The organism is Agrobacterium salinitolerans, assembly GCF_027498475.1.
Taxonomy (GTDB): domain Bacteria; phylum Pseudomonadota; class Alphaproteobacteria; order Rhizobiales; family Rhizobiaceae; genus Agrobacterium; species Agrobacterium salinitolerans.
Genome location: NZ_JAPZLN010000001.1, coordinates 1452343 through 1467463, shown reverse-complemented (window position 1 = coordinate 1467463; position 15121 = coordinate 1452343). Strand labels below are relative to the sequence as shown.

Annotated in this window: 11 protein-coding genes; 3 read left to right on the top strand and 8 right to left on the bottom strand. The window is 57.6% G+C overall.

Features of this window, described 5'->3' with window-relative positions:
• Together O9X91_RS07065 and O9X91_RS07060 are read right to left on the bottom strand one after the other, a co-directional pair.
• The gene (locus tag O9X91_RS07065; RefSeq protein ID WP_269833633.1) at positions 1-1902 is read right to left on the bottom strand and encodes an ABC transporter substrate-binding protein; all 1902 of its coding nucleotides are present in this window, start codon (positions 1900-1902) and stop codon (positions 1-3) included.
• Positions 1899-3791, bottom strand: a complete 1893-nt coding sequence (locus O9X91_RS07060) for an ABC transporter ATP-binding protein (RefSeq protein WP_269833632.1) — start codon at positions 3789-3791, stop codon at positions 1899-1901. The genes O9X91_RS07065 and O9X91_RS07060 overlap by 4 nt, the downstream gene beginning before the upstream one ends.
• Before the next feature lie 211 nt (positions 3792-4002).
• Between O9X91_RS07060 and O9X91_RS07055 the strand changes: the two genes are divergently transcribed.
• Positions 4003-4965, top strand: a complete 963-nt coding sequence (locus tag O9X91_RS07055) for a glycosyltransferase family 32 protein (protein WP_162520510.1) — start codon at positions 4003-4005, stop codon at positions 4963-4965.
• Here the strand turns inward: O9X91_RS07055 and O9X91_RS07050 are convergent.
• Positions 4957-5700: a polysaccharide deacetylase family protein gene (locus O9X91_RS07050; RefSeq protein ID WP_142913003.1), complete on the bottom strand. Its 744-nt coding sequence runs from the start codon at positions 5698-5700 to the stop codon at positions 4957-4959. The genes O9X91_RS07055 and O9X91_RS07050 overlap by 9 nt on opposite strands.
• On the bottom strand, positions 5697-6794 hold the full coding sequence (locus O9X91_RS07045) for a glycosyltransferase family 4 protein (RefSeq protein ID WP_142913004.1): 1098 nt from the start codon (positions 6792-6794) through the stop codon (positions 5697-5699). Before O9X91_RS07045 ends, O9X91_RS07050 begins: the two co-directional genes overlap by 4 nt.
• 127 nt (positions 6795-6921) lie before the next feature.
• Between O9X91_RS07045 and O9X91_RS07040 the strand changes: the two genes are divergently transcribed.
• Positions 6922-8262, top strand: coding sequence for a nucleotide sugar dehydrogenase (locus tag O9X91_RS07040; RefSeq protein WP_162520511.1), 1341 nt, complete (start codon positions 6922-6924; stop codon positions 8260-8262).
• A 4-nt stretch (positions 8263-8266) separates the two neighbouring features.
• Complete coding sequence (locus O9X91_RS07035; protein WP_077985552.1) at positions 8267-8749, top strand: class I SAM-dependent methyltransferase; 483 nt, start codon at positions 8267-8269, stop codon at positions 8747-8749.
• 34 nt (positions 8750-8783) lie between these two features.
• Here the strand turns inward: O9X91_RS07035 and O9X91_RS07030 are convergent, their stop codons facing one another.
• The 4 genes from O9X91_RS07030 to O9X91_RS07015 form a co-directional block, all read right to left on the bottom strand.
• Complete coding sequence (locus tag O9X91_RS07030; protein WP_142913005.1) at positions 8784-10478, bottom strand: adenylate/guanylate cyclase domain-containing protein; 1695 nt, start codon at positions 10476-10478, stop codon at positions 8784-8786.
• Between the two features lie 209 nt (positions 10479-10687).
• Complete coding sequence (locus O9X91_RS07025; protein WP_269833631.1) at positions 10688-11548, bottom strand: MBL fold metallo-hydrolase; 861 nt, start codon at positions 11546-11548, stop codon at positions 10688-10690.
• A 191-nt stretch (positions 11549-11739) separates the two neighbouring features.
• Complete coding sequence (locus O9X91_RS07020) at positions 11740-12195, bottom strand: cyclic nucleotide-binding domain-containing protein (protein WP_077985597.1); 456 nt, start codon at positions 12193-12195, stop codon at positions 11740-11742.
• A gap of 43 nt (positions 12196-12238) precedes the next feature.
• Positions 12239-14956: an ABC transporter ATP-binding protein gene (locus O9X91_RS07015; RefSeq protein ID WP_137412235.1), complete on the bottom strand. Its 2718-nt coding sequence runs from the start codon at positions 14954-14956 to the stop codon at positions 12239-12241.
• Positions 14957-15121 lie beyond the last annotated feature (165 nt).

Here is a 15121-nt window from a genome sequence, read left to right as displayed (position 1 = left end):
TCAGGCGTCTCCGTCGTACCAGAAGCTATCCGGCATATAGACGCCGAGATAGGATGTGGGCTCGTAACCGAAAAGCGCTTTTTCCGGCACGTTTCGCATGCGTTTAACGTGAACGACGGGTTGCAGCGCGCCGTTGACGATGCCGATGGAAAATACCTGCTGCGTATAAATCTCCAGCATTTCCAGCCAGATGGCCTCGCGCTCTTCCTCGGTGACGCTTCTGCGCCATTTTTTCAGCAGATCGAGCAGGTGCGCCGCCTCCGGCAGATCGGGCTCCTTGCCCTCGCGGCCGCCCGAAAGATAATGCACACCCCAGACCGGCCATTGCAGCTGGTCATCGCCGGTGGGGGCGAGGCCGGAAGGCAGCATGTCTGGTGTCGGAACACCGTTGTCCATGCCCATCCAAACGGACATCAGCACTTCGCCGCCCATGGCGCGCTTGCGGAAGACATCGCGCTGGGTGGGGCGGACGGAAACCGCAATACCGATATGTCGCCAGTGATCCGTCACCAGTTCCATCACGTCGGTTTCGAGCGTGCTTTCGCCTGTCGTCTCGACGATGATGTAAGCCGAGCGGCCATCGGGCAGAAGGCGCAAGCCCGCGTCATCGCGCTTGTCGAGACCGGCTTCATCAAGCAGCCGGTTGGCGGTTGCGCGGTCAAATGCGCTCCAGGCATCGGCAAATTCCTGCCGGTAAAGCGAGCTTTCCGGGAGCACGGTATCGGCACTTTCCTTGGCCAATCCGTAAAAGCAGACCATATTGATTTCATGCCGGTTAATCGCGAGCGACAGGGCACGGCGTACCCGCACATCCTGGAAAGCGCTGCGCCAGACCGCGTCGGCGCAATTGAGATTGGGCAAAAGCGCGATGCGTGAACCCTGGGAGCGCTTGTAGAGATTGACTTTCAGGGGGAACCGCTTTTCGGCATCCTTCAGGAAGGTGTAGTCGGCAAAATCGAGGCCGAAATATTGCAGGTCGCTATCGCCCGATGCCGTCTTGGCCGAGATGATATCGGAGGAGGTGACGTTGAGCAGGAAACGGTCGAGATAGGGCAGCTGCAGGCCGTTTTCGTCGACCCGGTGATAATAGGGGTTGCGTTCGAACACGAACTGCTCAGAGGGCGGCGCGGTGGTGTTGCGCCAAGCATCCAGGGTCGGCAGATCGGGATTTTCGGGCCGCACCTGCCGCGACATCTTGATATGCAGCCCGCTCCAGTCATCCGTCTTGTTTTTCTTGATCAGCTTGGCGAGCTTTTCCGCCGTCTGATATTTGATGTGGAACTGTTTCATATAGGCGGCGGGCAGGAACAGCCGCGCCGGTGAGGCCGCTGCGAGTTTCGCCAGAAAATCCGGATTGGGGCCATCCCAGGTGTAGCGCACCGTCTGCCGGTCGATGACTTCGATAAGCGGCGGCTTCTCGTTGACCAGAAGTTCGATCGGCGGGCCGCCCTTGTGGATTTCCCTGTTGAGGGCGACGTCCTCCCAGAAATAGCGGAAATCCTCGGAGGTGAAATCGCTGCCGTCGGACCATTTGTGGCCCTCGCGCAGCTTGAAGGTGAAGATGCGCTCTTCCTGAACCTCGTAACTTTCGAGGATATCCGGATGCAGTTCGAATTTTTCGTCATAACCGACAAGACGGGCATAGCTGCTGATCGGCATCAGGCGAATGTCGCGCTGGCCGCCAATGAGCATACGCACCGAGCCGCCATGTTTTCCCGGCTCGCGGCCAAGCGCTTTCATGTCAATGACGCGCGGTTTTTTCGGCAGGCGCTCGGCCACGTCGGGCAATTCACCCTTTTCCCGTTTTTCCTTGAAATAGCTGGGGTCGGTGTAGGCGGCCCGCGCATAGGCCGGCAGGAAGACGGAAGCCAAGAGGGCAAGGGTGGTGCGACGCGTGATCAAGGGCGAAGCTCCCGGATATCGGCATTGCCGTTTGCAAGGACGAAATGGCCTTCGCCGAGATCGGCGGAAATCATGTCGCCATCACCCTCGTCACGAAACTGTTTACCCCAGTCGAATTTGCCCGTCGCGCTGATCTTGCCGATGGTGCGGAAATCGAGCGGGCGGTCGAGATCGGGGAAAGGCACGGCCGCCAGCAGGGATTTGGTATAGGGATGAACCGGAGAGCGCATCAGGATTTCGCGCGGCGCCAGTTCCACGATACGGCCTTCGCACATCACGGCCACGCGGTCGGCCATATAGTCCACCACCGCGAGATTGTGCGAAATGAAGAGATAGGTCAGCCCGAGATCCTGCTGCAAATCCTTAAGAAGATTGAGGATTTGCGCCTGTACGGAGACATCGAGGGCGGAAACGGGTTCGTCGCAGATGAGAAGTTCGGGGCCGAGCGCCAATGCCCTGGCGATGCCGATACGCTGCCTCTGTCCGCCCGAGAAACTGTGGGGATAACGGTTGAGTGCACTTTCTCCAAGCCCGATGGCCCTGACGAGACCGCGAACTTTCTCCGCGCGGTATTTCGCGTCACCCCGCCCATGGATTTCTAGGGGTTCGCTCAGGATGTTGCCCACGGTCATGCGCGGAGACAGCGAGGATATCGGGTCCTGAAAGACCATCTGTATCTTCGACCGCAGCTCTTTCAGGTCTCCATCCCTGGCATTGAGGACATCGATGTCGCCTTCAGGCCGGTGAAAGGTCACCGAACCCTCATCCGGGCGTACGGCGCGCATGAGGATTTTGCTGACTGTGGTTTTGCCGCTGCCGCTTTCGCCGACCAGTCCGAGGCATTCGCCACGTCGGATTTCGAAGCTGACGCTGTCGACAGCCTTGGTGGCGTTGGCGGCGCCTTTGCTGAACCAGCTCGATTTCCGGGTAGTGAAGGTCTTGCTGATATTGTTCACGGTAAGGAGGGGGCCGGGAGTTTTATTGAACGCGGCCGTCTTCTTGCCGACGAGGCTTTCGTGGTCGATGTTGATTTCGCGCAGCGCCTTCAGCCTTTCGCCGGGCTTCATGTCGAAATGGGGCACGGCCGCCATGAGGCCCTTGAGATAGGGATGGGCTGGCGCCCTGAAAATATCGTCGACGGTTCCGGCCTCCATGATCTCGCCCTGATAGATTACGGCGACCTCATCGGCGATGTTCGCCACCACGCCGAGATCGTGGGTGATGAGCAGCATGCTCATATTCAGGCGGCTCTGGAGGTCATGTAGCAGCTTGAGGATTTGCGCCTGTATCGTCACATCCAGCGCCGTTGTCGGCTCGTCGGCGATCAGAAGTGCGGGACGACAGATCAGCGCCATGGCGATCATGGCGCGCTGGCGCATGCCGCCCGACAGCTCGAAGGGATACATGTTCACGACCTTCTTGGGGTTGGAAAACCCCACGAGGTCGAGCGTTTCATGCATTTTTTCCGCGCGTTCGGCCGGTGACAGGATGCTGTGAATCCTGAGCGCCTCGTCGATCTGGTTGCCGATGGTGTGCAGCGGCGAAAAAGATGTCATCGGCTCCTGAAAGATCAGGCCGATGCGATTTCCGCGTATCGAACGGATTTCTCGGCCGTCCTTCGGCAGTTGCAGCAGATCGACAGGGCCGGCCGCGGCATTTTCCGGATCGGTGAATAGCACGCGTCCATTCACACGCGCCGTCTTGGGATGGATGCCCATGATGGTCTGGCCGATGACGGATTTTCCCGAACCGGACTCGCCGACGAGCGCTGTGACTTTCCCCGGAAGAATGCGAAGGCTTGTGCCCCTGACGGCATTGATGGTGCCGCCCATGAGAGAAAACGAGACCTGCAGATTTTCAATACGGAGCAAATCTGCGCCTGCGCTCATGCCAAAGGGTTCCTTGCCGTCTCTTTATCGTTGCGTTGTGACAATTTGCTTAGGAGGGCTTAAATCAACGTTATCGCAGGGTTTGTTGTCTGTCTATGCCTCTGAAACATCGAATTGTTTAGCAAATTCGAAGCCGGCTTCCGAAACACGACGGCTTGCCTGACGCCTTTTGTTTGGCGATATGTTAACGTGCGTTTCTGGATGAGGGTCCATGTCCGACAAGAAATATTACGACGCCCAGCTGGATAAAGCCCGGCAGTTGCAAAATGGCGGCCAGTATGTAGAAGCCAATGCGCTTCTCTTATCGCTGGTTGCAGCAAAGGACAGCCACCTGATGGGTGAGCGGACGGTGCTCGGCCTGCCGCGCCGCTTGCATGCGGCGAGGCTGCGCCTCGCCAAAGCCGAGGGCGATGTGATCGCCAAGATCGGTTATCAATATACGCTGGTTCCACCGCCGCAGGTGCTGGAGAAATATGTGCGGTTTTCCACGCAAGACCGTCGCGCGATCAGTGTCAAAAGCCGTGAAGATGTGCCAAGGCTCATCCACCAGATATGGATCGGGGAGAAAGCTCCGCCAGTGTCGGTTGAGGCATGGGCCGCCCACGCTTCGAACCACGGTTACGGCTATCGGCTCTGGCGGGAGGCCGATCTTGAGCGGCAAGGCGTGTTTTCCAACGGCGTCTTCAAAATCATGCTGGAAAAGGGCGATTATCCGGGCGCGGTGGATGTGGCCCGTTATATGCTGCTGGAGCGGTTTGGCGGAATCTATCTCGATTGCGACTGGTATCCGGCACGGGACGACGCGAGTTTCGATACATTCCTGCCTCTGACGGGGCTGACGGCGTTTGACGAAAAAACCCCGCGGGACACGGGGCAGGGTAGCATGCTGCTTGCCAATTCCTTCATAGCAGCGCCTGCCGGACATCCTGTTTTCAGCAGGATGCTGGAAGCCTTCCCCGGAATTATCGAAGACATGCCGCGCGCGCCCGCCTGGTGGTCGACCGGCCCCTTGATCTTCACCGTCATCGCCCGGGCAGGGAGCATCAGCCTCGCGCCGGCGGGGTTCGTTGCCGCGTCCCTTCCCGATCGCGCGCCTTTTGAGGCGGTGGAAGCGGTCAGGCGGGAACTTTCTACCGAGGCGAGCGGGTTGCTGATTGCCTGGAAATCATGGTGAGATTTCGTCGATGAGGTCTCTTGAAGAGCGCCAGCGTGCGGCGGGATGATCGGTGGTCACCTTGAAAAACCGTCTCAGAAAGCGCCAGACATTGTCATCATGGACGAGATGGTGGGTGAGGATGCCGGTCGTGCCGCCGTTTTCGGCGGTCATCAGGATGCGGGCGGCGGTTTCCGCAAAGAGCACGTCGTCGTCGCGGCCACCGCGGCTGCCGTGCCAGTCGATCACATCGACATGGGTGTTCAGGCAGGGCGGCAAGGTGCTTTTCTCCGGCCCGAAAACGGATAGGGCGCGATATCCGAGGCCCGCGAGTGCCTTCACGATACCGGCATCTATGCGGTTCCACGGCGGCACGAGCATCGGCACCAAACGCCCGCCATGCAGGTCGTGGAGTTTATCCAGTCCGGATTGCAATTCATCGAGAACGACAGCGGGATCGCGATGCGATCCGAGTTCCTGTTTCTTTTCCTTCTCGCTGGCATAATTCGTATGGGACCAGCCATGCACGGCGACCTGGGCAATGTCCGACACATCCAGATGCCGTGCGAGCTTATCGGTCGTCATCTCGGGGATGACCGCGAGCGTGACCGGAGCGGAAAAGCCGCCGCAAAGATCGAGCAACGTGTCGAGCGCGGGCGTCGGCTCCACCGCATCGTCGTCGCGGAGCCAGAGATCGGCGGATATGCCGCGCCGCCCGCATTCGTCGAGTGCCGCAACGAGTTTTTCCAGACTCATGATGTTCGCGCCTTTGCTTGCAGCAGTATATGGTTCAGTTCTTTTGCGGCGTTTTCCAGAGACCGTTCATTCCTGACGAACTGCCGGGCCGCCTGCGCCAGTTCTTTGCGCTGTGTGTCGTCGCCGAGCAGGGTTTTAATCGCGTCGGCATAGGCGGCTCTATCATTTTCTGGTGTCAGTAATCCTGTGGCGCCGGATTTTACCACTTCGGGGACGCCAGCCACTTCTTCGGCCACAACGGGCAGGCCGGCAGCCTGCGCCTCGAGATAGGCGAGACCATAGGCCTCGCCATGGCCCGGCCAGACATAGAGAGAGGCTTTTGAAAGAAGCATGGCGATCTCGGTCGCGGTTTTTTCCCCGTGCCAGACGAGACGGCGATTGGGAAACGCGCTGAATATGGCCTGCACGGCCGTGCGTTCCGGTCCGTCGCCGACGATATCCAGCGTCCAGTCGAAATCCTGCGGCAACAGGGCGAGCGCTTGGGAAAGGGCGCGGTAGCTGTCGAGCTTGTCACCAGCCCGCATCATGGCGACGGTGATGAGCCTTGCAGGTGTCGGCTGGGGTGAGTTTCTGAGAAAGGCCTCGGCATCGATGAAAGGTGGCAGCATGGCCCAGCGAAGGGCGGGCGAGGCCCGCAAGAGGCCTTCACGATCCCGTGCGGTGAAGCAGATATTGATGGCGGCGGCGTTCCATGCGGCCAGCAACCCATCCTGGACCGCCTGCCATCCCATCCCATTTCGCTTCGGCGAGTAGGACGCTTCGGCGGTGACATAGGGGATGCTGAAACGTCTGCCCAGTTCCGGTCCAAGCAAGTCCGGTGCCTTGTAATAGGGGTGGTAACAAAACCAGAGATCCGGCACGCCCTCCCGCTCCCAGCGTCGCGTGATGACCTCGATTTCCCGCTCGGCCTCATCGGCGAGCAAGACTCTTGCCGGGGCATCCGCCTGTTTCAGAAAACTGCGCAATTCCGAGGCGACGGAAACATCGTGACCGCCAATCGTCATCGCTTTCATCAACAGGCGAGCCATCAGCCGGTCGCCGGAGGGAACCGGATGGTTGGGAGATTTGAGCGGCGCATAAAAGGCGATCTTCATGGCGAAGGTTGTGCGTTGCCGGCGGCTCGCGCGTCAACCGGAATTTGAAAGGCCCGAGCCTTGACAGGTCCGTCATTCTTGCCCAACTGAGAGGTATCTTTTGCACATGCGCGGAGCGTGACACGCTTTGACTTCCCCAGACATCTCCCGGAACCTGCTTTCCAGTATTGAAAACAAAAGCGCCAAAGCGGGGGTGATCGGCCTCGGCTATGTCGGTCTGCCGCTTGCCATGACGATCGCCAGGGGCGGTTTCAAGGTTGTCGGTTTCGATATCGATCCCGGCAAAATTACCGCGATCGAGGCCGGGCGCAGCTATATCGAGGCCGTTTCCGATGAGGTTCTGGCGAGTGTGAGACAGGATGAAGGTTTTGTCGCCACCTCGGATTTCTCCAAGCTGGCCGAATGCGATGTCATCGCCATCTGCGTGCCCACGCCCCTGACGAAATATCGCGAGCCGGACCTTTCTTATGTCGAAAAGACCTGCCGCGATATTGCCGCCCATCTGCGCAAGGGGCAGCTCGTGGTTCTGGAATCGACCACCTATCCCGGTACGACTGACGGGGTGGTAAAGACCATTCTGGAAAGTGCCGGGCTTGTCTCCGGCGTCGATTTCTTCATCGGCTTTTCACCTGAACGGGAAGATCCCGGCAATCGCGATTTCGAGACCTCGACCATTCCGAAGGTTGTCGCTGGCGATGGCGAGGCGGCCGGAAAGCTGATGGCGGCATTTTACGGTTCGGTGGTTAAAAAGATCGTCCCCGTCTCGACAAACGCCACGGCCGAGGCGGTAAAAATTACCGAAAACGTCTTCCGTGCCGTGAATATCGCGCTGGTCAACGAACTCAAGGTCGTCTACGAGGCAATGGGCATCGACATATGGGAAGTGATCGATGCGGCGAAGACCAAGCCGTTCGGTTTCATGCCGTTTTATCCCGGTCCGGGTCTCGGCGGCCATTGCATACCGATCGACCCGTTCTATCTCACCTGGAAATCGCGTGAATATGAATTGCCGACGCGATTCATCGAGCTGGCCGGAGAGATCAATACCGGCATGCCGCGTCATGTCATCGGGCGGGTCGCGGAGGCGCTCGATATTCATTCCGGCAAGGCGCTCAGCCGCTCGAAGGTGCTGGTCGTCGGGCTCGCCTATAAAAAGAATGTGCCTGACATTCGCGAAAGCCCATCGCTGAAGCTCATCGAGATTATTCAGGAGCGTGGCGGCGAAGCGGCCTACTTCGATCCCTTTGTTGCAGAAATCCCGAAAACCCGGGAGTATAGCCATCTGATGGGCATGAAATCCGTGCCGTGGGAAAGGGAGGCGATCGGCGCTTTCGACGCCGTTCTCGTTGCGACCGACCATGACAACGTCGATTATGCCGCTCTAAGCGAATGGGCGCCGCTTATCATTGACACGCGAAATGTTTTCGCGCGTCGGGATATGGCTGCAAAACACATCATCAAGGCCTGATAATATGAGCAGACTCGATAGTTTCATCCGCCGGCTGACCGCGCAGCGGGATATTCTCAACCATGTTGCAGCTGATCTTGATCTGCCGGGTGAAGGCGCGCTTATGGAAATTGGCCTTGGCAACGGGCGCACTTTCAATCATCTGCGGGAGCTGTTTCCCAACCGCCGCATCGTCGCTTTCGACAGGGCCATGGGTGCGCATGCTTCCTCCGTTCCGGTGCAGGAAGATCTGGTGATCGGTGAAATATCGCAAACCGCTCCAGCTTTCATTGGCAAGGAAGCGGCGTTCGTGCATGCCGATATCGGCACGGGTTATCCGGAAAAGGATGCCGTCACCCTCACATGGTTGCCCGATCTTGCGGCGGGCATGCTGGCGAAAGGCGGCATCGCGGTCAGCGGCTTGCCTCTGGATCATCCCATGCTGAAGCCTTTGCCGGTGCCGGCAAGCGTACCGACGGACCGCTATTTTCTGTATCGCAAGATTTGAGATTGGACGCTCCGACACTCGTGTCTGGGCTATCTCATAAATAGCGCTCGCTCTCTTCTTTCGAGAGCAGGAAGACCTTCATTTGCGAGTTGCGGCCGCGGATGGCGATTTCTTCGCTTCTGAGATCGGCAATCTCCTGTCCCGCCTGAATGATGGCCGGTTCGGAAACAACGATGGCGGCGCCGAATTCCTTGGCCTTGGATTCGAGCCTGCTTGCCACGTTGACGGTATCGCCGATGGCCGTGAGGGTTTTGGCCGCGCCATATCCCATGACGCCGACGATGCTCGGACCGGAATGAATTCCGACGACGACTTCCAGGCGGACGGTGAATTGTTTCTCCAGCCCCTCGTTCAGGATTGCGATATCCCGCAATATGGTTGCGGCCGCCTTCATGGCTTTGCGGCAGGCTTGTTCCGCGTCCTCGCCAAGTCCGAAAAGCGCCATGGCGCCATCGCCGATGAATTTGTCGAGATGGCCTCCCGCCTGCTCTACCGCCTGCCCGACGATGGTGAAATAGCGATTCAGAAGGAAGACGACATCATAGGGCAGCTTCGCTTCGGAAAGCGTGGTGAAGTTGCGCAAATCGCAAAAGAGTATGGCTATTTCTTCTTCCCGGCCGGGGCGGGCCGGTTGTGCATCGGCTGGCAGGTCGCTCTGCTGGGGCGGCGAAACGAGAAGCGCGATATCAATATCGCTGGTGGGGCGTAGCTGGCAGCCGAGCCGGACGTCGGAATCGGCATGGATGCGCCTCAATGTGGTTTGCTCAATGTCTCCCGGTGGCGGCAGCGGGCCTTTGCTGTTCAGAACCTTGACACGACAGGTTGAGCAGCGCCCTTTGCCGCCGCAGACGGAATAATGCGGAATTCCGGCAAGGCGGCTCGCTTCCAGAATGCTGAGACCGGCCGGTACATGCGCCTGCGCGCCGTGTTCATAGCGGATTTCTATCGCCGTCAATCGTTGCCGAAAGCTGCGTACGCCACGCATGGCGAAGACCAGCATCACCGCGCCGACGAACAGCGTCTCCGCTGTGCCGGTGATGAAACGGATCCGTGTTTCCATTTCCCGCTGCAGTGGCAGCTCGTCCTTTTGAATCGTATTGTCGACAAGTCCGGGCGGAAGCGCGTATTTTTTGTCTATTTCCGCCAGCCATCGACCGGCATCGCTGAAGCCCAGCAGCGCCAGAAGCGGCAGCATCACGGCCACCGTCATGAACAGCCCGGCTATTCGCGGATACCAGTCTCGATAACGCAGCCAGAAATAGAGGCCAATGCATCCGTGGACCCAGATCACGATCAAGGCGAGGCTTTGCCAGGCGCCCTGTATCGGGTTGTTGATCCACAGCCTGCGGATGACCGAATAATAGCCGACATCAATGCCATAAAGCATATGCGACACACGGATATTGACGGCGTGGCCGATGATCAGGAACGGGATAGACAGACCGAAGATGACCTGAAGTGCTTCGCGGAGCGGCATTCGCAGTGTTCTGCGCAAATAAAGCGAGCGTAGAACAAGACAGACATGCAGCACGACCGAACCGTAAAAAAGCAGGCTGCTGACGGGATTGAGCCAGATCAGGCTGAACCATTTTCGCGCCCGTTCGGCGGTATCGATGGAGATGAGTGCGAGGGAGTGATTGAAAAGGTGGGAAAATACGAAAGCAAATATGATGAGGCCGGATAAAATCCGGGCGCGTCTCAAATTGGTCTCCGAAAAGAAACGGATCATGCAAATCCCATCATGTGGTCATTCGGCGCAGAATCATCATGTCGTAAGTGGTGGCACCCTTATTGCAGGCCGTCTCGTGGCAATATCGTGGAGCAATCGATCGGGAACGGTCAATTGTGCGTGTTCGAATGCCCGCGTCGCATAGGATATTGAAATCAGGATTTCGAGAAGGCGGTCTCGCAAGTTGACTTCGCCGGAGCCAGATTGCGTCAAAGCACTATGATCTGCCCGTCCATGGCCGCGAACGCACCGCTGAAATCGGCTTTCGCCTGTTTTTCGATATTATCCAGTTCTTCGTCGCTGCGGCTTGGGGCGTGATGGATGAAGCCGACATTTTTTGCACCTGCAAGCTTGGCGAGGCGGATCGCCTGTTGCCAGGAGGAATGGCCGTAACCACGGTATAGGCCCATTTCCTCATCGGTGAACATGGCATCATAAAGGAAAAGATCGACGTCCCTGATCAGATCGAGCACAGTTTCGTCGATGCTGCCCGGCTCATGTTCGGTATCGGTGATGATGGCGAGGGACTTTCCTTCCCAGTCCAACCGGTATCCGATGGCGTTGCCTGGATGATTGAGCATTCCGGTCCTGATCGAAAGGCCGGGATGCACATCGAGCACGTCACCCGGCATGAAGTCCCGCGTGTCGATTTTTGCGCAGCAAATTTCCAGCGGCACGGGGAACCAAGGCGGGCTCATGAAGTCCTTGAGCATTTCCCGGGTGGTCATGGTGCCAGCGAGGTGACCAGACCAGATGGCGACATCGTTGGAGCTGTTATAAAAGGGCTTGAAATAGGGGAAGCCGACAATGTGGTCGTAATGGCAATGCGAGAAAAACAGGTTGACGTCAGTAATGCCTTCCGCCCGCAGAGCAAGGCCGGCAGGATGCAAGCCCGAACCCGCATCGAACAAAAGAACGTGATCGCCGCATCTCACCTCAATGCAGATGGTATTCCCGCCGTATTTTCGGAAGTTTTCACCTGAAACAGGAAGCGTTCCCCGCGCACCCCAGATCTTTACCCGAAAATTTCTATTACTTTCCCGACGTGTTGTGTCGGAATCCAACGCCATAGCACACCCCAATAACAACGGAATCTTGCACGCTTCCTCCCATGAAGCCCGTTGTCTCTATAGATTCTTATTATCCGCCCTCGTAGGAGCGGCTGCCTTTACCCCTTATTCAGTCAGCATTTCATTTATATTGCAATAGTACGACATTTATTTTTCCAATATCGCCATTCACGGTAGCAAGGAATTGTTGGTTATGTTTTGGCGCTCGCCCGTGCTTTGGTCAGTTCGGTCGTCGTCTGGGTGAGGCGTTCCGCCAGAACGCGCATGACCTTGATTGTGATGTCGGGGAAATCTGACATGAGCTTGAAAAACTGCTCTTTTCCGATGCGCAGAGCCTCGACATTGGTGGAGGCGCGAACGGTTGCGGTTCTGACGCTGTCGCAGAGGATGGCGATTTCGCCGACAATGGCGTTACCGGTCATTTCGGCCACTTTCAGTGTGCCCGATGGGGAATCGACCAGAACATCCACTTTTCCGGTCAGGAGAACATAGGCCGCATCGCCGACATCCCCCTGGCGGAAGAGTATATCCCCGGCGTGATAGGACACCCGGTCGGATGCGAATGCGAGCAGCTTGAGTTTCGACGGTTCCATTTCCGAAAAAAACGGGACCCTCTTCAACATCTGAATTTCGTCTTTAAACAGCATTGCCTTACCCTGTTCTTGTTCCACCTCGGTCACATTCTTGGATTTATGTCGCGACCATGTCCTTGAATGTACCGTTTTCCTCGGCGAGAGTCTCGTAACTTCCGTCAGCCGTGATCAGGCCCTGGTGAACAACGATCACCCGCTCGAACATGCGTGAAAGATGTGCATTCGAGAGAACCCACATGATCGAGGGGTTATTGTTGTTCTGTTTCAGGAGTGTGATGACCCGTTCGACAATTTCTTCCTGCTGTCGGGGGTCGAGGCCGGGGAGGGGGCGGTTGAAGACGTAATAATCGGATTTGCGGATCAATGCGCGCGCAAGGTTGAGTTTCTGGCGTTGCAGCGGGCCAAGGCGCTTGCCGCCGGCGCCGAGGTTAAAGTCCAGCCCCACGGCCAGCACACGTTCATAGACACCCTGCTTGCGCATGACATCTGCGACAATGCGGGTGATGCGCCGCGAGGCGTCAGTATAGCGGTGACTGACCTTGCCGAAGAGAATATTGTCCAGCAGGCTGGTGGCGCTCATATATTTGGTCGGATCGTAGATTTCGATTACGTTTTTCAGGCTGTCGGGCAGGTTCTCGTGGAACATGTGCCGGACTTCGACGATCCGCTCCATGATCTCCGGTGACAGCAGGCCGAAACGCTGGCGAGGTTCTATGTAGAAAAAGCTCAACCGCAACATTGCGCGCTTTTCACTTTCATTGGCCTCGTCGAAACCCTTTCCCTGAAGTCGTTGCAGCATCTGCTGATAGACCGGAATGTCGTCTGGCGTCATGAAGGTGAGCTGTTGGAAGAAGGGGTGGTCTCCCGGCAGGTCGGCGAAGATTTCCACGATGTTCTCGGCAATCGTGTAGCCCATTTCGAACAGGGTTTTGACGAGGCCGGTTTCGCGCATCAGCGAACGGAAATAGTCGCTCTCGATGACGGTTCTGATTGTCTGGGAGGAGTCCCGCATGGTGCCGAACAGCAGGTTTTCGCCGACCGTCGCCTCGCTGTTATAGCTCTCCAGTTCAAAAGGTGCGATGAGACCGCTCAGATTTTCCTTTTCCAGCTCGGTGCGCAGGACATGCCTGAGTTCCACCATGCGGGCGGCAAGATGCAGGTCGGTCAAAGGATCGATAGACGAACGCAGCGCAAATTCGAGAATATCCTGCGACAGTTCCACGCTGTCGAGGACGGCCAGAATGGCCTGGATGAGATTCTCCGGCTTGCCATCACCTGCAGGACTTGAGGCGTAGTCGATCCATTCGCTGTTGATATCGATCAGCAGATTGCCCGCCATCCTGGCTTCACGGATTTCCCACTTGCGGTGTTCCAACGCGGCGCCCTCATAGTTCTTGTCCGCAAGGGGGGCGTGTTTGAGGCCGTAAAGCAGATTGTCCTTCAGGCTGGCGTGGAAGAAATAGCTGTCCGAGGAGACATAGGAAATGCGTCTTCCGGTCAGCGATTCCGGCAGTTCCAATATATCGACGTCGTTGATGCTGATCTTGCCCGAGGTCGGCCAGAGCGTGCGGCCGATTGCATCCGCCAGCGCTTCGGCGCCTGAGCCGCCGACGATGGCGATAACCTCGCCCGGCTCGACCTTCAGCGATGCCTGTTCCAGAAGCCGGCTGCCGCTATCGTCCTCGAGCGTCAGATTGGCGACGACGATCGGGGCGGTGATCGCCGCGACTGCGCCGGGAGACAGTTTCTGCACCTTTTCGTCGATCATGTTCGGGGCGTCGAATTGCTCGAAGACCTGCTCGTATTTCACCTGCACGTCCTGACGCGCCTGATCCCAGTCAATCAGTTCTTTCAGGGGCCCCGGCAATTCCTTGTAGGCATTGATGACGGCGACCAGCTGCCCGACATCAAGGCTGCCTTTGAGGGTCAGATAACCGCCAAGCGCATAAAAGAAGAAGGGCGTGAGCTGGGCGAGGAAGTTGTTGATGAATTTGACCAGGAACTTCCACTGATAGAGATCGTAGCGGATCTTGAAAATGTCACCGAGCCGGTGTGAGGCATCCGCGCGCTCGTAATTGGACGTGTCATAGGCGTGGATGGTGCCGATACCGTCAACCATTTCGCCGATGCGTCCGGCAAGCTGGCGCGCACTTAGCTGCCGCTGACGTCCGAGTTCGATAAGGCGGCGGCGCATTTTGGGAATGATACCCACCTGGATCGCCGCCATGAAAGCCGCGATCAGGCCCAGCCAGAAATTCTGAACGAGAATGAAGAAGAGCGCAGAGAGCGCCTGGCCGCCGAGAAGGGCCGGCTGCACGAAGGCGTCACCGGTAAATCCACCGAGCGGCTCCACCTCGTCCTTCACCATGCTGGAGATTTCAGCGCCCTTGACCCGCTTGAAATGCGAGGGCGGGAAACGCAAAATCTTGTCTATGAGCTCGAAGCGGATACGTCGCAGGAGCCGTTCGCCAAGGCGGCCCTTATATGTGTTGATGTAATATTTGAAGAGCCCGTTGACGATAACAAGCGCAAGAAACGTCAGGCTTAGCGCCATCAGCATCGACATGCGGTCGAGTTCGAGCCCGGGGAATAATGTCACAGTGCCCCAATAGGGAATATCGACCGTGAGATGCATGAAAAGTTGCGTCGCATTCGCCCCTTCGAAACCATCCCCCTGAATTGGGCCGTTGACGATTTGCTTGGGCAGATCGAAGGCGAGGAAATAGGGAATCATCGACAGAGCCACGATCAGCAGAATGAAAAGCTGCTGCCGCCTCGTGTGCGACCAGATATAACGCGTAAGGCTTTGTTCCATATAAAACTTCTATGACCTGTCGGGCGTGGCCCGGGGTGTTGGTTTGCGCGGTGTCTAGACGATCCTGCGGCTGGGTGGCGCAACCTCCTCCTGCAAATAGGTATGGGACTCGCTATTTATCAGTATATTCAAGCGGTTTCGAGCGAAATAGCGGCCCCGTCGCGA

Excerpts from the sequence above, each read along its gene's own strand:
- O9X91_RS07060 (WP_269833632.1), bottom strand. The coding sequence starts at position 3,791 with ATGAGCGCAGGCGCAGATTTGCTCCGTATTGAAAATCTGCAGGTCTCG.
- O9X91_RS07055 (WP_162520510.1), top strand. The coding sequence starts at position 4,003 with ATGTCCGACAAGAAATATTACGACGCCCAGCTGGATAAAGCCCGGCAG.
- O9X91_RS07050 (WP_142913003.1), bottom strand. The coding sequence starts at position 5,700 with ATGAGTCTGGAAAAACTCGTTGCGGCACTCGACGAATGCGGGCGGCGC.
- O9X91_RS07045 (WP_142913004.1), bottom strand. The coding sequence starts at position 6,794 with ATGAAGATCGCCTTTTATGCGCCGCTCAAATCTCCCAACCATCCGGTT.
- O9X91_RS07035 (WP_077985552.1), top strand. The coding sequence starts at position 8,267 with ATGAGCAGACTCGATAGTTTCATCCGCCGGCTGACCGCGCAGCGGGAT.
- O9X91_RS07030 (WP_142913005.1), bottom strand. The coding sequence starts at position 10,478 with ATGATCCGTTTCTTTTCGGAGACCAATTTGAGACGCGCCCGGATTTTA.
- O9X91_RS07025 (WP_269833631.1), bottom strand. The coding sequence starts at position 11,548 with ATGGCGTTGGATTCCGACACAACACGTCGGGAAAGTAATAGAAATTTT.
- O9X91_RS07020 (WP_077985597.1), bottom strand. The coding sequence starts at position 12,195 with ATGCTGTTTAAAGACGAAATTCAGATGTTGAAGAGGGTCCCGTTTTTT.
- O9X91_RS07015 (WP_137412235.1), bottom strand. The coding sequence starts at position 14,956 with ATGGAACAAAGCCTTACGCGTTATATCTGGTCGCACACGAGGCGGCAG.